Source organism: Dolichospermum sp. UHCC 0315A (genome assembly GCF_008121535.1).
Lineage (GTDB): Bacteria > Cyanobacteriota > Cyanobacteriia > Cyanobacteriales > Nostocaceae > Dolichospermum > Dolichospermum lemmermannii.
In genome coordinates this window covers 809,554-828,055 of sequence record NZ_CP043056.1, presented here as the reverse complement: position 1 = coordinate 828,055, position 18,502 = coordinate 809,554, and the positions used below count along the sequence as shown (strand labels likewise).

The following is an 18,502-nucleotide window of genomic DNA, read 5'->3' as shown; positions in this document are numbered from 1 at the left end:
AATAATTAAACCGTGTTCAGTATAACCTATGGAACTAACTCTCTGGACTTACGAAGGTCCTCCCCATGTCGGGGCTATGCGAATCGCGACAGCTATGGAAGGAGTGCATTATGTGCTTCATGCGCCCCAGGGCGACACCTATGCTGACTTACTATTTACGATGATCGAAAGACGCGATCGCCGTCCGCCTGTCACCTATACAACTTTTCAGGCTCGCGATCTTGGCGGTGATACTGCCGAAATGGTTAAGACTTCTGTTAAAGATGCCTACGATCGCTTTAAGCCACAAGTGATGCTCGTTGGTGAAAGCTGTACAGCCGAACTGATTCAAGATCAACCAGGCTCATTAGCAAAAAGTATGGGATTGCCGATCCCAGTCGTGAGTTTGGAATTACCCGCTTATTCCAAAAAGGAAAATTGGGGCGCAAGCGAAACGCTGTATCACCTAGTCCGCACGCTACTATTACCTGTGGTTCCGCCACCGAATACACCAAGACCTAAACGCGATCCCCAGATTCGTCCTCAAGCGAACATCATTGGTCCCACAGCGCTAGGATTTCGTTGTCGTGACGATATTCGCGAAGTCGTGAAGTTACTTGCTGAGATCGGCGTAGATGTGAATGTGATCGCCCCGATGGGATCGACTCCCGATGAATTGAAGCGGATTCCTGATGCGGATTTTAATATTTGCCTCTATCCCGAAATTGCCCTGACAACTTGTACTTGGCTCACCCGTAGTTTCGGACAGCCTGTGATCAAGACCGTTCCCATTGGTGTCGGTGCAACCCGTGATTTTATTGCTGAAATTGGCAAGGTTGCCGATATTGATGTGAGTGACGCTCTAGCGCGATCGCAGTCTGACACGTTGGGAAACTGGGATGCAGCGCGTATTTCTACTGCCGCTAATCCTAATGCTTCTCGACTTCCTTGGTATTCGCGATCAGTTGACTCTACCTATTTAACAGGTAAGCGCGTTTTCATCTTTGGTGATGCCACCCACGCTCTCGCCGCCGCCAGAATTGCTACGGAAGAATTAGGCTTTACCCTTGTCGGGATTGGAACCTATAGCCGTGAATTTGCGCGGGAAGTCCGCGAAGTTGCCAAGAAACATGGACTCGAAGCCGTGATTAGTGATGACTATTTAGCTGTCGAAGCCAAGGTTGCCGAAGCCGCTCCAGAACTAGTGCTTGGCACTCAGATGGAACGACATATTGCCAAACGCTTGGGTATCCCTTGCGCGGTAATTTCTGCACCGATTCACGTTCAAGATGTGCCTGCGCGTTACTCACCCCAAATGGGTTGGGAAGGTGCGAATGTGATTTTTGATAGCTGGGTACATCCCTTGATGATGGGTCTGGAAGAACATTTAATTGGCATGTTCAAAGAAGATTTCGAGTTTGCCGAAGGTCACATGAGCCATCTGCATACTGCCCCATCGCAAGAATCACGCGCCCTAGAGTCCAGATCTCCCGAACAGGCGATCGCCTCTATCAGTAATCTCACCAATACTCTCTCCAATAATTCCGATCAAGTTATTCTCACGCCCCTAGCGGAAGCCCTTGAAGGAGTCTCTTGGAGTGCGGACGGTGAAGCCGAGCTAAAGAAAATCCCCTTCTTTGTCCGCGGCAAAATCAAGCGCAATACCGAGAAATTTGCCAGCGATCGCGGGATCACCTCGATTACTTCAGAAACTCTCTACGAAGCAAAAGCAGCGATCGGCAAGTAAAACCTCCAGCCCCCTCTCCCTATGGGAGAGGGGGAGCAAAAAAATTATTTATATTAGGAGTCTATTTTGACAGTTTTAACATCACATCCACCATCAGTTACCAAATGCGAAGAATCAGAAGGTAGCGTTCAGGTATTCCAAGATCCATCAATGGTAATTGAAGGTGCTTTAGTTATCGCCGTTTATGGCAAAGGCGGTATCGGTAAATCGACAACATCCTCCAATCTATCCGCAGCATTCTCGCACCTCGGTAAACGGGTATTGCAAATTGGTTGCGATCCTAAGCATGACAGCACCTTTACACTCACCAAAAGAATGGTTCCCACGGTCATCGATGTTCTCGAAACCGTTGACTTCCATTCCGAAGAGTTGCAAACCGATGACTTCATGTTTGAAGGTTATAACGGCGTAATGTGTATTGAAGCTGGTGGACCTCCCGCAGGTACTGGCTGTGGTGGCTATGTCACAGGTCAAACCGTGAAGCTGCTCAAAGAACATCACTTGCTCGAAGACACCGATGTTGTGATTTTCGATGTACTTGGCGACGTGGTTTGTGGTGGCTTTGCGGCTCCTTTGCAACATGCTCATTACTGCTTGATCGTTACTGCTAACGATTTTGACTCGATCTTCGCCATGAATCGCATTGTCGCCGCCATCCAATCGAAGGCGAAAAACTATCGCGTTCGCCTCGGTGGCATCATCGCTAACCGTAGCGAAGGAACTGATCAAATTGACAAGTTTAACGATCGCGTTGGCTTGAAAACCCTTGCCCATTTCCGCACCGTTGACGCAATTCGCCGCAGTCGTTTGAAAAAATGTACTGTGTTTGAAATGGAGCCTGATCCTGAGGTTCTGGAAGTACAGCAAGAATATCTCAAGCTGGCGAAAGGGATGCTTGAAGATGCGACACCCTTGTATGCTCAACCCCTCAAGGATCGCGAAATTTTTGATCTACTAGGTTTTGACTAATCATCAAAAAACTCACTAAGCGAAGGCTTTTTGATTTGGAATTTAACGAAAAAATGCAGGCGTAATCCATGAATTGCACCTGCATTTTTTGTGTCATACTTAACTAAAAGCCACTATAGTAGAGCTTGCTGAATAAACATAGAACCGTGACAAATCAATGACTTGAGGGGGATAGAAGATGAAAAGGTGCAAGAAAAAGAGTTAAAATGGGTAAAAACTTCATCTAGGAATTATCCTTAGTTATTATGTACTACTTACTAGGCTTTTTTGATATGTGACAGTTGAGGGTGCGGAATGTGGGGTGTAAAGAAAGAGGAATTAGAATTAGTGGTCCACCGTTAGGAAGACCACCCAAAAATGTCAGTCCAGAAACAAAGAAACAAGCCGCTGATGATGAAGGGATTCGTAACTGTATTGAGGGCAAATTCGGGCAAGGTAAACGAAGATTTAGATTGGGAAGAGTCATGGCTAAACTTCCTCATACCTCTCTGACAGAAGATTGCTATTACTTTTTTAGTTATGAATCTTTCTACCTTGCTATCAAGGTTTTTTCGGGGATTTTTATGGCAATTTTTGCAAATAACGTCTTTTTTCTCTGATTTTATTAGCAAAAGTTATATTTTGCAAAAATTCAAACAACAAAAACTTATATTTACTGTTGCCTAATTACTTAGTTATCTTTTTTCTTGCCTTTCTCCACTTTTTCAGCAAGCCCTAATTATCAACCCAAATTATACCATTTTTGAGATTTTTGATTTTAACTTAGCCATAAAAAAATAAAAACCGTGAAAAAATAAATTCACGGCTTAACAAAAAATGTGGTGTGAGGAGACTTAACTCTTATTTCATCTTACTGCATCTAAAAATTAGAAGTTCAACTACTGCAAATTTCTTTACAAAGTAATTTTTTCATGACATATAGATATTCTTAACTTTTGTGAATTTATACTATAGCACCACCACAACTAGAACCACACCCTGCAGTACAACCATAGCAATATTCAGCAGTTTGGATTTCATTAATTATATCTAAACTACCAATTTCTAATAATTCGCTCACCGTCAACTTTTCACCATTGCTAGTTTTTGCAGGTAAATTCATCATTTGATTAAAGTCACAATCATAAATATTCCCTAAGTAATCAACAGAAAGTTGCTCACGACACATTAAACCATCAATTGTGTTGGGGTTAAAGTGAGACTCTAAAAAATGTAAATAGCTAAAATAAAGCTGTTTTCTTTCTAAATAAAACTTGGTTCTCCCTACAGGTATATTAGTAATGGTGAAAAGATGATTAAATCGAATATCAAAATTTTCTGCCAAAAAGGTTTTATAAGCCTTTTCTAAATTTTCCTGTTCGGGAGTTAAAGAAAAATTTTCACTATTTGGTAATGGAGGATTGTACACCAAATCTAAAACTAAATTTGGGTTTTGACCATAACCAATTTTATTCAACCATTGCAAAGCTTTAATGGATTGATCAAAAACACCATTTCCCCGCATTTTATCCACATTATCTGCTAAATAACAGGGAAGAGAAGCCACAATTCTAACTTGATGTTGAGCAAAAAAATCTGGTAAATATTCAAATCCCTCCACAAAATAGATTGTTAAGTTTGATCTCACAATTACCTGTTTACCTGCCTTTATAGCAGCTTCTACCAATGGCTTAAAACCATAATTCATTTCTGGTGCGCCACCAGTCAAATCAACAATTTTGATTTCGGGAAATTTCCCAATTAAATCAATTAACTGTTGACAGGTTTCCAGTGTTAGTTCTTCAGTCCTTTTAGGACTAGCTTCTACATGGCAATGGTTACAAGCTAAATTACAACGCTTTCCCAAATTAATTTGTAAAACGTTAATTTGCTTTTTTGTTAAAGGTGAATTTAGCTTTTGAAAAAAAGGTGTAATCATAGAAGCATCTCTAGCACGAATTTCTATAAGAGGATGTTTTAAAAATCATTCAACACTTCTGGACCTATTATACCTGGAGGTAGAGCATCTAAGATGACATTCCCAGTCAGAGACTGGGAACGAGAGTTTTCTTGCTTTGCGTCTTTGCTCCTTTGCCTCTTTGCGCGAAACCTCAGCTAGTGGTCTGTCAGTTTTCTATTTGTGGATAAAGACGCTTGAGACGGATACGGGCATCCGCGGTTGTAAACTACCAATCTACAGATTTTTGTGAATGATTGCGTTGAATATACCAAGCCTTTGTTTCTTGTTCTAAAGTTTCGCTGCTTCCACCTCTCCATCAATAATCGTTTGACGAGGTGGCGTTTTGCTAGTACATAACGGCGTAAATAAAGCAACCATATTCAACCGCCAAAAAGCCTACTGTATATTAGTTTTGACTTTTGACTTCCGCCCTGCGGTACTAGCTACTTAATATTACTAGCAAAAGCGATCACTTTGAAGGTAAATATAAAGATTTATGTATTCTTTCCTAATTGTATTCATTAAGAATTGAAAATTATGTTTGTGAAAACAAATAAATCAATGTCACATATAGCAAGCAGTTACACTAATTAAAATTCTTAGGCGTGTTAGGTCTTATAGTAAACCTAAAAATTATGTTGTCAATGAGTGGTGAGACACCTTTGATTAATTTTCTCAGATAGTTTAGGATATGGCAGAAATTACAGCGACGTAGATTCAGTTACTATGATTGCAACGTTACCAACTTTTTTCTAGATATAGTTCGCAAAAACTTATACTAACCATCATCCCTGTGCGTTATTGTGCTGATTTTTAAAGAAAACTCTAGTCCGAATAGACATACCTATAGAGCCTTGAATAAGCTACTTTTGACAGGGAAATCTGTGAGGGTTATGGCCTGTCTCCTCCCCTTATTCATCTGGTGGGGGTGCAAGGCAGTACAAAACCAATTTGTACAACCACAAGCAATATTAGTTTTAGGCGGTTCTACTCGCTTACTAGAAAGAGAAAAGTTTACAGCCAAGTTAGCCCACCAATATCCCAATATACCCATTTGGATTTCTGGGGGCAGTCCACCTCAGCATACTAAAAAAATATTTGCTAATGCAGGAATTGAGCCCCGACGTTTAAACTTGGACTATGAAGCTGTAGACACGGTTACTAATTTTACTACCATAGTGGATGAATTGCAATCTCGTGGCATCAAAAGTGTTTATTTAATTACATCTGACTTTCATATGCGTCGTGCTTGCATCGTTGGTGAAATTGTTTTAGGTAGTCGAGGCATGAATTTTAAACCCCTATCAGTTCCTTCAGCAAATTCACCAGAACCGATTGAAAAATCTCTTAGGGATGGTGCTAGGGCAGTTATTTGGGTAGCCACAGGTTATACAGGTGCTAATTATGCTAATAAAAATAAACCCTAGAACATCAGAACCGAATGAAAAATTAAAAATTTTCAATTGTTCCCAATTCCCAATATCACCACAATTTGATACCCTAGCTTAAACAGTTTTGAGAGAAGTTAAAGCGTGGAAATTCAACTTGGGCGGGGAAAAGTGGCGCGTCGAGCCTATGGAATTGATGAAATTGCTTTAGTCCCTGGTAACAGAACTCTCGATCCGAGTTTAACTGATACCAAGTGGAAAATTGGCAATATTGAGCGAGAAATCCCCATTATTGCCAGTGCAATGGATGGTGTCGTTGATGTAAAAACGGCTGTTCGCTTGTCCCAATTGGGGGCATTGGGAGTAATTAATTTAGAGGGTATCCAAACTCGCTATGCTGACCCCGAACCGATTTTAGATCGGATTGCCTCCGTCGGCAAAGAAGAATTTGTCAGTCTGATGCAAGAATTGTATGCTGAACCAATAAAGCCGGAATTAATTGAAAAACGTATTCAGGAAATTAAACAACAAGGCGGTATTGCGGCAGTTAGCACAACTCCAGCCGGGGCAAGCAAATATGGTGAAATTGTAGCTAAAGCTGGAGCAGATTTATTTTTTATCCAAGCTACAGTAGTTTCTACTAATCACCTATCGCCAGAATCTATCACTCCCCTTGATTTGGCGGAATTTTGCCGTTCTATGCCCATCCCTGTGGCATTAGGAAATTGCGTTACCTATGAAGTCACCTTGGAGTTGATGAAAGCTGGTGCAGCCGCGGTTTTAGTGGGTATTGGACCTGGTGCTGCTTGTACTTCCCGTGGAGTGCTGGGTGTAGGCGTACCCCAAGCTACAGCGATCGCTGATTGTACGGCCGCTAGAGACGATTATTATCGGGAAACTGGGAAATATATCCCTATCATCGCTGACGGTGGTTTAATCACCGGAGGAGACATCTGTAAATGTATCGCCTGTGGTGCTGACGCTGTGATGATTGGCTCTCCATTTGCCAGAGCCGCCCAAGCCCCTGGGCGTGGTTATCACTGGGGTATGGCAACTCCCAGCCCGATATTACCGCGAGGGACTCGGATTCGCGTAGGTACAACTGGAACTCTAGAACAAATACTCACAGGTCCAGCCGGCTTGGATGATGGTACTCATAATCTTTTAGGAGCTTTAAAGACCAGTATGGGAACTTTAGGCGCTAAAAACATTAAGGAAATGCAGCAAGTTGAAGTTGTCATTGCTCCTTCTCTACTGACCGAAGGTAAGGTTTACCAAAAAGCCCAACAGTTAGGTATGGGTAAATAACTCATTCGTGTCAGTGGTCAGTGGTCGAGTGGTCAGTGGTCAGTGGGTCATCACAACGGACAACGGACAACTGTACGGGCGAAGCATTTGGAGAACTATTTTTGGCAATGACCGATAATTTATCTTCCAAATGCTTCGCCCCTACTAACAACTGACAACTGTACGGGCGAAGCATTTGGAGAACTATTTTTGGCAATGACCGATAATTTATCTTCCAAATGCTTCGCCCCTACTAACAACTAACAACTGTACGGGCGAAGCATTTGGAGAACTATTTTTGGCAATGACCGATAATTTATCTTCCAAATGCTTCGCCCCTACTAACAACTAACAACTGTACGGGCGAAGCATTTGGAGAACTATTTTTGGCAATGACCGATAATTTATCTTCCAAATGCTTCGCCCCTACTAACAACAACTTTGAGAATGACTGGAAAAATCACATATCTAGCCTACAATAGAGGTGGCGGAGACAAATGTTTCCGTTCACTCCTCACACCACACTCCGCCCGGACTAATGTTCGGGCGGTTCCTTATGGTCGGCATTAGTTTTCTAGTTTTTTTGCAAATGTATATCCTTTATCTCTAAGAGGATGTTTTTGCTATGGTAGAATTTTCACCAAGCTCAGAAATATCTCATGTAAAGGTTTTTAGGTATGTCAGCAGCGACAAACGTTACAGAAGCAAGTTTTAAGGTAGATGTCCTCGAAAGTGAAGTTCCCGTATTAGTTGATTTTTGGGCCCCTTGGTGTGGTCCATGTCGTATGGTAGCTCCTGTTGTCGAAGAAATTGCCGAGCAGTACGAAGGACAAATTAAGGTTGTGAAAGTCAATACTGATGAAAATCCGAATATTGCTAGTCAGTACGGTATTCGCAGTATTCCTACATTAATGATTTTCAAAGATGGAGACAAGGTAGATATGGTTGTCGGTGCTGTACCTAAAACCACTTTAGCTACCACTTTGGAAAAGTATCTTTGAAGCCCAATAGACAACAAACTCTCCTTGAGTTATTCATTTACCGAAAAATTGGGTTTAAAGCCCCGTCGTTCTCCGACGGCTTTCAATTAATTAGTGTACCAATACACTATACTAATGATAGTGGAAAGGTAATCAACCACTTAAAAAACCTTGTCGTTGAAAGACACCTGAACCTTGACAATTAAATCTATGCGGTTCTACTGCATTGTTCACGTTTTCCTCCTAGCAGTAGGTAAAAGATTTATACCGAGCGTGACGACTCAGATTTTTGAACTATTTGTTTCAAACTAAACAGGACTTGCAGCAATGCAACTAGGGTAGGGCATACCCAAAGTTAACGCTTGGGGAGAGTCCCACCTCGCTCGCTAGGTAACGCAAGGAACCTAGTTTAAGTGGTCTCGTTGAACCAAGAATCCCCGTCGATTTATCGCGGGGAGTGTCAAGGGACGAAAATGTTGCTTTGCCTATATTTCTTAAATAATAGAAAAAGCCTGGTTTCAGTAACACTTTCGGACATTTCCGTTGTGATTGTTAGTCAAGTAAAGCTTAGTTACTGAGAAGCCTGTATTGTAATAATTACGGTCAATATAGGAAGTATCATGTAAAATAACGTAAGTTGCTAGTACGGTGAGGCAAACGTCAAAAAGCATATTACATCAGCCCTTTAGGGATTTTTAATTATTGTTAGTTGACCTACCCTTTACTGTATTAGCAACTTTGGTTAAAATATAATGCCATTATTGCGGCAGTAAGTATGACCTCTGAAGCGTCCTTTTCTTCATTAGATTCTCTTCAAGCGGATATTGCGGAATTAATAGACCGTTTACCGACACTAAAACATCGGCAATTTATTCAGCAATCACTCACCACAATTTTGCGTCTTGCTGATAGTGACATTGAACGTCTTGATTGGAAAATATTATCTGCTGCCTTAGCAGATATGGAATGTGGTTTCCAGTTATTTTATAACTACCGTCATGTGCGGAAAATTACTATTTTTGGTTCAGCGCGTCTAGCACCAGATACACCAGCATATCAAATGGCTCTGCAATTTAGTCGGGCTGTTTCTGCACTAGGATTTATGATTATGACAGGTGGTGGTGGTGGGATTATGCAAGCTGGTCAAGAAGGCGCTGGGAGGGAAAATTCCTTTGGTTTAAATATTCAGTTACCTTTTGAGCAACAAGCTAACCCAATTATTGAAGGTGATGCTAAACTAATTAATTTTAAATACTTCTTTACTCGCAAGTTATTTCTTCTGAAAGAAAGTGATGCTGTGGCTTTATTTCCTGGTGGTTTTGGCACTCAAGATGAGGCTTTTGAATGTATGACATTGAGCCAAACAGGTAAATTTGGTCCAGTTCCTTTGGTGTTAATTGATCAACCAGGGGGTGATTATTGGCGTTCTTGGAGTCAATATATTGATGAGAAATTGGTAAAAACAGGGCTTGTTAGTCCAGATGATCCGAGTTTGTACACTATTACAGATAATCTTGAAGTTGCCTGTAATGCTATTACTGGATTTTACCGAGTTTATCATTCTAGTCGTTATGTTGGTGACAAGTTGGTGATCCGGTTGCAAGAAGATTTATCCGATGCTCAAGTAGAATTACTTAATACTCAGTTCCGTGATATTTTGCTGACAGGTAAAATTGTGAAAAGCCAAGCATTACCACAGGAAGAACAAGATGAAACATCTAATTTGCCTCGGTTAGTTTTAAATTTTAATCAACGAGATTTAGGGCGTTTATATCAAATGATTGGGGTAATTAATCAGGTGGGTGTTCCCACTCCAGAGGAATTGGCACATCCAGAAAGGAAGTAACCTATACCAAGTTATTAATTAGCCAAAATATTTTATTCCTAATACATGAAACTTGCACTATGGGAATACCTGTGCCATTTTTTTGGTTTGTTGGGTTGTTCGCGTTAGGGTTGCAGAGCAATCAGCATTAAATCAAACAGATCCGTTGGGTTGCGCTGTCGCTTAACCCAACCTACGAAAAATGGACAAGGTATTGCATAAGTAATAATTTTGGGAGAAACTTAACTCTGTTGACTCGGTGAATTATTACTTTATTATGACTCAATACTGATAAATATAATCAGGCTCGTATATTGGTATAAGTTGCTAAGAAAAGAGGGAATTAAAAGTTAAAAATAGTCTCACAATATAGCTTACGCTTACGAAATTAAAGAAAACTCTTACCAATTAACCAATACAGGAATTTAAATATGCTGGAATTATTAGGATCAGGTTTGTTTTCTCTATGGCTAGAAATGGCTAAGGTGCCAATTCAACCCTTAGAAGCCTTGAGTGTCTTGGCTTGGCAAGGTAGCTCTAACTTGATTCTTGTCCCTGATCCCAGCCCAGCAGGTGCTATTACAGTCCAAGAATATCTCAAGGGTTTAATCACATCAAAATTAATTGACCAAACTCTCATGTCCTCTCAGGGGATTTGGTTGCAGTCGGGACCAATGCTAATGGCTAATCATCAAGGGACTGTACCTTTATCCGCTGCTTCCTTAACTAAAGTTGCTACTTCGTTGGTAGCTTTTAAAGCTTGGGGACCCAATCACCAATTTGAGACTTTAGTTAGTAGCACTGGACCGTTAGTAAATGGGGTGGTGCAGGGTGATTTGGTGATTACTGGTAGTGGTGACCCGATGTTTGTGGGGGAGGAAGCGATCGCTCTGGGAAATACTCTGAATAAAATAGGTATTAAGCAAGTTAAGGGAAATCTGGTAATTACTGGGGCTTTTGCCATGAATTTCCAACGTCATCCCCTGCTTGCCGGTCAATTACTCAAACAAGCACTAAATCACCAAACTTGGTCGCGTTCTGTGGTTTTCCAATACTCAATTATGCCGAAAGGAACACCTAAACCCCAAGTGATTATTGCTGGTAATATTAAAGTAGACCCTCAACCTAAAGTTGGGCAAACTTTACTGGTACGTCATCTTTCCTTACCTTTGCAAAAAATCATTAAGGAAATGAACGTTTTCAGTAATAACGATATTGCGGAAATGTTAGCGGATTCTGTGGGAGGGGCAGATGTAGTTAGCACCACAGCATCCCAACTTGCTAGATTCCCCCAGTCAGAAATTCTCTTGATTAATGGTTCTGGTTTAGGGAAAGAAAATCGAATTTCTCCCAGAGGTGTTTGTGCTATGTTCATGGCATTGCAACGGGAAGCTAGTTCCTATCAGTTGACTTTGGCTGATTTATTTCCCACCTCTGGACTAGACCACCGAGGGACAATACATTCTCGACATATGCCAAAAGCGACTGTGATGAAAACCGGTACTCTCAATGATGTTAGTGCTTTAGCTGGAGTTGTCCCCACACGCGATCGCGGTTTGGTGTGGTTTACAATTATCAATCGTGGGGGAAATGTATCAGCTTTTCGGACTGAACAAGATAAACTTCTCCAACATTTAGAAAAAGAATTAGAAGTATCTACTGATATTCCGGCTACCCTCACACCTCATTTAGATAATTCTTTACCGAAATTTGGTGCAGCCAATCGCAATGAAGTTTTGTATAAAAGCTAGTTGTCAGTTGTCAGTTGTCAGTAGGGGCGAAGCATTTGGAAGATAAATTATCGGTCATTGCCAAAAATAGTTCTCCAAATGCTTCGCCCGTACAGTTGTCAGTTGTTAGTAGGGGCGAAGCATTTAGAAGATAAATTATCGGTCATTGCCAAAAATAGTTCTCCAAATGCTTCGCCCGTACAGTTGTCAGTTGTTCGTTGTTCGTTGTCAGGAAGAAGGGAGAAGAAGAAGATAATTTCTCCCCTACTCCCCCTACTCCTCCTACTCCCCCTACTCCCCTACTCCCCCTACTCCCCCTACTCCCCCTACTCCCCCTACTCCCCCTACTCCCCCTACTCCCCCTACTCCCCCTACCTTCCTTCCTGGGGGATGATTTCTGTTACCACTCTGCGTCCAGAATTACCACCTTTGACAACAATATTTTCTGTTTCTAAATTACCGACGGCTGTTTCCCCTTGGAAAGTTAATTTTGGTTCAATTTGACGATAAACGATATTTCCCTGCGCTTCTAACAATTTTTTATCTAAATACCAAGTAAGTTGATTTGATTTTAAAGACTGACGACGTTGCCCAACTGCATTCACATTACCAGTGAGATATACCTTATTTTCTGGTATTTTCATTTGTCCCTGATTAGCAGTGACAGTGACATTTTCAGCAGATTGGAATATCCGAATGGGAGAATTTGTGGTGATATTTTCTTTCTTAATATTCCAGGTAATTGAGTTACTAATAATTTGTATCAATGGATCTAATAACTCTAATTTTGCCTGTGGTTGGAGAATGGCAATTTGAGTTTTTAAATTAATTTCTGCGGCATTACCGTTACCACGTCCAGTGATTTTGTTATCCTTATATCTTTCTATTTGGATTGGGCGATCGCTAAATAATTTCTCCTCCTTAATATGCCACATTAAATGATCAGTTCGCATTTGCAACTGTGGATCTGTGGATTTTGCGAATACTCCCCCTGAAAATTCTACCCGTTGTTCACGAGTTTTGATCTTTGCTTCTTGAGCTACAGCTTGTAATTGTTTATGACTACCATTTAACTGATTGCGAACAATCAATAAATCTTCTTGAGGTCGCCATTCTAACTCATTACCTTGGAAAACAATTCCATTGCGGGGATCGGTAGCTACAATTTTACCTTTAAGAAAAAGTTGCTTACCATCTTGCTTAATATCAGCCTTATCTGCTTTAATTTGGTAGACAACTTTTCCATCTTGGTAAAGTTCTCCTTGAGGACTTTCTGCCTCACCAATTTGCTTATCTGTAGTGTATTTTGCTTCTTTGGCTTTAACTTTCCAAATTGGTCTCCCTACCTCATCAAACTGTTCTAAAGCCACACCGAAAAAAGTTAACTTAGTGTCATCCTCCTTTGGAGATGGATTATCAGTTTTTGATTGAGTTGGTGATGGATTACCGCAAGCAGACAAGCATAAACCTAAACACAAGATCAAAGGCAGATAAAACAAATTAGTTGGTAATCGCAACCCAAAAAATGAATAGAAGTGGGGAGAATGATTTTTAGATCCCCTTTGATGTTTTGCATCTTGTCTTCTATTCTCCCTACCTTGTGCATATTGCATTATTCTGGAACTTCTAAATGTCTACTATTATCTCGATGATCGTCTAAAAAGCCCATACTAGACAATGGCCGATATGGATAACTTTGGCGGGGAGTTTTTTGGATATCTTCTTTGATAGCTTCTAAATCAATATAGCGATCGCTCACATTAATTAAACTATCACTAGTCATAGAACGCAAACTCACCACCTCTACCCTCACACCACGATAGCTCACAGAATTGACAGCATAAGCCAAATCACCGTCACCGCTGACTAAAACTGCGGTATCATAGGAATCGCACAAAGCCATCATATCAACAGCTATTTCTACATCTAAGTTAGCTTTTTTAGAGCCATCTGGTAATTGCACCAAATCCTTAGCAATAACTCGATAACCATTGCGACGCATCCACAACAAAAAGCCCTGTTGCTTCTCATTTGTCCGATCTACACCTGTGTAGAAAAAAGCGCGTAACAGCCTTGATCCACCAGTTAAACGGCACAATAACTTAGTATAATCAATTTCGATTCCCAGTTGAAGCGCCGCATAAAATAAGTTTGAGCCATCAATAAAGATAGCCACCCGACCCCGATTTTCCAAAACTTGTTCTGGCGTAAATATTGAGTCGTTTTCAAAATTGTTCAACATTATTGTCATACCTTGTGTTGTTATCCCTGTGATGATAGAAATTTCTAACTATCTGCTTATTAGAGTTGCTAATGATAAGTCTCCGGGGCTAATACATCAGGAATCTTCAATCATCAGTAAAACTGTTTTGATTATTTACTTCCTTGATCTACTATTAAGATGTAATTAATAGCCCCGAATTCTTTGGTTTTTTAAGAAATTCGCAGTTCCCAAAATTAATCTTTTATTTTGATGTTTCTATCCGTTTAAAAACTGGTTTTGGTGTTCCCAATATTTGTTGTTCGGATAATATTCCCCAGGTTGAGTGGGTACAAAAAGGAGCTAAAATTGCACTTTCTTTTTGTTCATTAAAATTGATCCCCCAGCCTAATTGCTGATAAATATCACTGCTGATATTAGGAATAATTGGGGATAGAAGATAAGCTGCTAATCTTACAGATTCCAGAACCGCATATAGCACCGCTTCCACTTCCTCCTGTTTACCTTGTTTATATAATGACCAAGGGGCTTGATCATCAATAAACTTATTACTGGCTTGCACCAGAGATAAAACATAGTGACAGGCTTCATTAAAAGCTAATGCTGTGTATGCTTGTTTCACCTTTTCTCCCAACTGTAACCCTATCGCTTTCAAAGGATTTTCCGATGGAATGTCTGAATGGCTAATGGACGGTACTTGACTAGCGCAGTATTTCTTCACCATGTTTAAAGTCCGATTTAACAAATTACCTAAATCATTTGCTAAATCTGCATTCAAAACATTAATGAACCTAATTTCATTAAAATCGCCATCCTTCCCAAATTCGATTTCCTTAAGGAAGTAATAACGAACGGCATCACTACCATAATTTTCCACCAAAGCGATAGGATCAAGAGTATTACCTAAAGTCTTGCCCATTTTTTGACCATCTTTAGTTAAAAAACCATGTCCAAATACCCTGTCTGGTAAAGGTAATCCCGCTGACATCAACATTGCTGGCCAGTACACAGCATGAAAGCGTAAGATATCTTTACCAATCAAGTGCAGATTAATCGGCCACCATGTTTGTAAAGCATTAGCTAAGGTTGGTTCTGCATCTGGTTCTAACAATGCTGTAACATAACCTAGCAAAGCATCAAACCATACATATAATGTATGTTGAGAATCCACAGGTACGGGAAAACCCCAATCAAGATTTACCCGCGAAATCGAAAAATCCTGTAAACCTTGGGTGACAAAATTGAAAACTTCATTTCGTCTGCTGACAGGTTGGATAAAATCTGGGTGAGATTGATAAAATTCCTCCAACTGAGTTTGATATTTAGACAAGCGGAAGAAATAGTTCTGCTCATCTCGCCACTCTACTTGTTTGTTAGTATGAATGGGACAGTGTTTATCTGCGAGTAAATCCCGTTCTTCCTTAAACTCTTCACAGGAAACGCAGTACCAACCCTTTTGTTCTCCTTGGTAAATATCGCCATTTTCCCAAACCCGCTGGAAGAACTCTTTAACTATGGCTTCGTGACGGGGTGCTGTAGTTCGACTAAAGCGGTCATATTGAATATCGAGTAAATCCCACAATCTGACAAAACTGGGGACAATTTCATCACAAAAATCCTGTGGTGGTTTTCCTAAACTCGCTGCTGAACGCTGAATTTTTTGACCATGTTCATCTGTACCTGTAATTAGTAGCACCTGATGCCCCTGCAAGCGATTAAATCTGGCTACTACATCCGCTGCTATAGTTGTATAAGCACTGCCAATATGGGGGACATCATTGACATAGTATAGTGGTGTGGTCAGTGCAAAAGTCTTTTCTGTTTTATTCACAAGATTCATGGACAATAAAAGCAAATTATTATTAATCAGTTTTCTCTATTAATAATCTAGATTATCTAGACAAAACTACGCAATTATATAACATTGCTACTGTTTTTTCCAAACTCCTTCTGGATGATAACAAGTTTATGGACTGAAGAATTGTTTAATTACTTCTATAAATTCACCTGATTTCTGGCCAAATCAGCGAAAGTATTTACTAATTAATAATCATGGTAAAACCTGTTTCTTGCATTGGTAGTTACAGGGAATACACTAACTGAAACTCTAGCGATATAAATAATTGTGTGGATATAATTCCCATATCAGATTCTCCCAGTAATAGTTGACAAAACTGTTAAGCATTAAGCGTTAAGCTAACAGCTTTAAAGGTGAAAATACAGAAAATTAACCATAATTTCCTGGGTGTAAGCTGTAACTTCCAGGAAATAAATATTTCCTTTTCTTTGTTATTCCTGCTTTTGGCTGACTGCTAATAGTTGAATACAGCACCAATCTGATACTATTGCCAGTGAGGAGGATTTAACGCTTTCACATACTTATATATGATGAATACAAATCGCCATAAATTCTGTAATCATGGTTTCAGAGTGGGTTATTTTTTATGTGGAAAGGTTGATTTTAGACAAAGCAAAAAGGATAAAAATTTCGTCACAATCCCTATCTGGATAACGGAAAGGGTAAAGTTAAAGATAGAGTAGACGAATAAAAATCAGCAAAATGCCAGCAGTTGATCCTCAACCTTGTTTTTTAACTCCAAAACCAGTACAATCAAATTCCCCGTTATTCATCTATTTACCAGGAATGGATGGGAGTGGTGAATTATTGCAAACCCAAATCTCTGAATTAGCCTCTTGTTTAGATATTCGTTGCTTGGCTATACCCAAAAACTATCTTGCGACTTGGGACGTTTTAGCAAGGAATGTTTTGGACTTAATTCACGCTGAATTGGAAACAAGCTGTCAACGCCCAATATACCTATGTGGTGAATCTTTTGGTGGTTGTTTAGCAATGCAAGTCGCAATTCAATCACCGCAGTTATTTAAACGGATTATTTTAATTAATCCCGCTTCATCTTTGCACCAGCAATTCTGGTTTAATTGGATATCCCAGATGACTCAGTTTGTGCCATCATCCCTATTTAATCTGGGTGCATTAGGGTTATTACCGTTTCTGGCATCATTAGCACGGATTTCTCAAAGCGATCGCTATAGACTGCTTACAGCTATGCGTTCCCTGCCCTCAGCAACGGTAAACTGGCGTTTATCATTGCTGCGAGATTTCCACGTTGATAAAAACGATTTACAACGGCTAACACAAGAAATTTTACTCATTGGAAGTGGTAGCGATCTTTTATTGCCTTCCGTCAGTGAAATCGCCAGATTAGCGGAGATATTACCAAATAATCGGACATTTCTCCTCCCAAATAGCGGTCATGCTTGTTTACTAGAGAAAGATGTGAATCTCTATCAAATTCTCAAAGATAACGATTTTTTAGAATTTAATATTAATACACCAAAATTTATCACATCAACAGCAAGTTCCATGATCACCAAGTCTATGTGAAGCTTAATTACGTTACTACATGGGCAATTCATGTACCTGGCTTCCTGAAGGAATTGCCCCTACAATCTGTAATTACTATCGGTGGGTTTTCCCACTTCCCACAGTATTCTGTAAGATCCGTTTGCCTTTGGGAGATGAATACCCAGTATTTTTAGAGGTTTGTATTGCCTCTTTGACAAGGGTAGCTAGTTCTTGTAACTGGTTAATCGCTTCTGCGCCTTCTAATTTCATTAATTCCCGATCATCACGCATTTCTGTCCAAGTAATTCCATAGTCGGATACTAAAAAGCGAATTAGATGGTTGTCTCCTAAGCTGACCATAAAGGATGCACTGCTCATCTGATTACCGCAAGTATAGCAAGAAGCAGGATAACCATGCCGTTCTAGTACAACCGCTAAGGCTTGCAAATTCATTACCAAATCTTGAACAAATTGTCTATGTTCGTTTGCTAGTCTTAAAAACACTTGTCCCTCCAGACACCACAGTCAGTTGAGTTTATTTTATATTTTCTTTAGATTTTCTCATAAACTGGCATTGTAGAATAGTATTCACAATTTTTAGCGGTTTATGAGTTCGTTAATTAGTTAACTTGTTTAGGTTAGTGGATAACGATTCTTTAAGCAGTATCAAACTATTCAATTTTTCAGGTACTTATAGCAAACACAGGTACTAAAATTTACATTTTGGTTTCCCCGATCTGTCGGAATCGTACTTGATAAAATTGAGACGTTTTTAGCCTAACTTAAATCCACTCATAGTCAAGTTCGTTAAATCTATGTATTGAACTATCACAGACGATATAAAGCTGAATTGAGATGATTTATTCACTCTAGCACTTATTTTCGTTGCTTGTGTTTTTATCTCCATTTCAAATAAACCTCATATCATATAACATAGATTGAGATTAACGCAACTAGTAAACATACTTAGTTAATATATTACTTTTAGTATATATATATTTTTAATCTCCGCTATAACACTGATCTTAATATGAGAGAAGCCGGTTTTCAGAAAGTATAATATTTTGTCA

At 39.9% G+C, this 18,502-nt stretch carries 14 protein-coding genes and 1 pseudogene; 9 read left to right on the top strand and 6 right to left on the bottom strand.

Features of this window, described 5'->3' with window-relative positions; translation table 11 throughout:
• Positions 1–28: 28 nt before the first annotated feature.
• The 3 genes and pseudogenes from bchB to BMF77_RS03805 all read left to right on the top strand — a co-directional run.
• Complete coding sequence (gene bchB / locus BMF77_RS03815; protein ID WP_148760777.1) at positions 29–1,726, top strand: ferredoxin:protochlorophyllide reductase (ATP-dependent) subunit B; 1,698 nt, start codon at positions 29–31, stop codon at positions 1,724–1,726.
• Positions 1,727–1,792: 66 nt separating this feature from the next.
• Entirely contained in the window at positions 1,793–2,695 is a 903-nt protein-coding gene (gene bchL / locus BMF77_RS03810; protein WP_148760776.1) for a ferredoxin:protochlorophyllide reductase (ATP-dependent) iron-sulfur ATP-binding protein, read from the top strand.
• Between the two features lie 302 nt (positions 2,696–2,997).
• A pseudogene (locus BMF77_RS03805) lies at positions 2,998–3,361 on the top strand (transposase); the annotation flags it as partial.
• A gap of 277 nt (positions 3,362–3,638) precedes the next feature.
• Here BMF77_RS03805 and arsS read toward each other — a convergent pair.
• Positions 3,639–4,613 carry an arsenosugar biosynthesis radical SAM (seleno)protein ArsS gene (gene arsS, locus BMF77_RS03800; protein WP_148760775.1) on the bottom strand — a complete coding sequence of 325 codons (975 nt, stop codon included), beginning with the start codon at positions 4,611–4,613 and terminating at the stop codon, positions 3,639–3,641.
• 914 nt (positions 4,614–5,527) lie between these two features.
• Between arsS and BMF77_RS03795 the strand changes: the two genes are divergently transcribed.
• Positions 5,528–6,061 (top strand): YdcF family protein, encoded by a 534-nt coding sequence (locus BMF77_RS03795; protein WP_148766786.1) that lies wholly within the window; start codon positions 5,528–5,530, stop codon positions 6,059–6,061.
• A 105-nt stretch (positions 6,062–6,166) separates the two neighbouring features.
• Positions 6,167–7,330 carry a GuaB3 family IMP dehydrogenase-related protein gene (locus BMF77_RS03790; protein WP_148760773.1) on the top strand — a complete coding sequence of 388 codons (1,164 nt, stop codon included), beginning with the start codon at positions 6,167–6,169 and terminating at the stop codon, positions 7,328–7,330.
• Positions 7,331–7,340: 10 nt separating this feature from the next.
• On the opposite strand, the gene BMF77_RS03785 is transcribed toward BMF77_RS03790, so the two are convergent.
• Positions 7,341–7,505, bottom strand: coding sequence for a hypothetical protein (locus tag BMF77_RS03785; RefSeq protein ID WP_235081958.1), 165 nt, complete (start codon positions 7,503–7,505; stop codon positions 7,341–7,343).
• A gap of 481 nt (positions 7,506–7,986) precedes the next feature.
• Between BMF77_RS03785 and trxA the strand changes: the two genes are divergently transcribed.
• The 3 genes from trxA to BMF77_RS03765 all read left to right on the top strand — a co-directional run bounded on the left by trxA (position 7,987) and on the right by BMF77_RS03765 (position 11,865).
• Entirely contained in the window at positions 7,987–8,310 is a 324-nt protein-coding gene (trxA, locus tag BMF77_RS03775) for a thioredoxin (protein WP_148760771.1), read from the top strand.
• Between the two features lie 754 nt (positions 8,311–9,064).
• Positions 9,065–10,135 (top strand): LOG family protein, encoded by a 1,071-nt coding sequence (locus tag BMF77_RS03770; RefSeq protein ID WP_148760769.1) that lies wholly within the window; start codon positions 9,065–9,067, stop codon positions 10,133–10,135.
• 410 nt (positions 10,136–10,545) lie between these two features.
• A complete protein-coding gene (locus BMF77_RS03765) occupies positions 10,546–11,865 on the top strand; it encodes a D-alanyl-D-alanine carboxypeptidase (RefSeq protein ID WP_148760767.1) in 1,320 nt (439 codons plus the stop codon).
• Positions 11,866–12,215: 350 nt separating this feature from the next.
• Here the strand turns inward: BMF77_RS03765 and lptC are convergent, their stop codons facing one another.
• The 3 genes from lptC to metG all read right to left on the bottom strand — a co-directional run bounded on the left by lptC (position 12,216) and on the right by metG (position 15,905).
• Positions 12,216–13,457, bottom strand: a complete 1,242-nt coding sequence (gene lptC / locus BMF77_RS03750; protein ID WP_210422294.1) for an LPS export ABC transporter periplasmic protein LptC — start codon at positions 13,455–13,457, stop codon at positions 12,216–12,218.
• Entirely contained in the window at positions 13,457–14,086 is a 630-nt protein-coding gene (locus BMF77_RS03745) for an NYN domain-containing protein (RefSeq protein WP_148760765.1), read from the bottom strand. The genes lptC and BMF77_RS03745 overlap by 1 nt, the downstream gene beginning before the upstream one ends.
• Before the next feature lie 223 nt (positions 14,087–14,309).
• A complete protein-coding gene (gene metG, locus BMF77_RS03740) occupies positions 14,310–15,905 on the bottom strand; it encodes a methionine--tRNA ligase (RefSeq protein ID WP_148760763.1) in 1,596 nt (531 codons plus the stop codon).
• A gap of 720 nt (positions 15,906–16,625) precedes the next feature.
• Between metG and BMF77_RS03735 the strand changes: the two genes are divergently transcribed.
• On the top strand, positions 16,626–17,471 hold the full coding sequence (locus BMF77_RS03735) for an alpha/beta fold hydrolase (RefSeq protein ID WP_148760761.1): 846 nt from the start codon (positions 16,626–16,628) through the stop codon (positions 17,469–17,471).
• A 75-nt stretch (positions 17,472–17,546) separates the two neighbouring features.
• On the opposite strand, the gene BMF77_RS03730 is transcribed toward BMF77_RS03735, so the two are convergent.
• A complete protein-coding gene (locus BMF77_RS03730) occupies positions 17,547–17,936 on the bottom strand; it encodes a DUF1815 family protein (RefSeq protein ID WP_148760759.1) in 390 nt (129 codons plus the stop codon).
• Between the last annotated feature and the right edge of the window lie 566 nt (positions 17,937–18,502).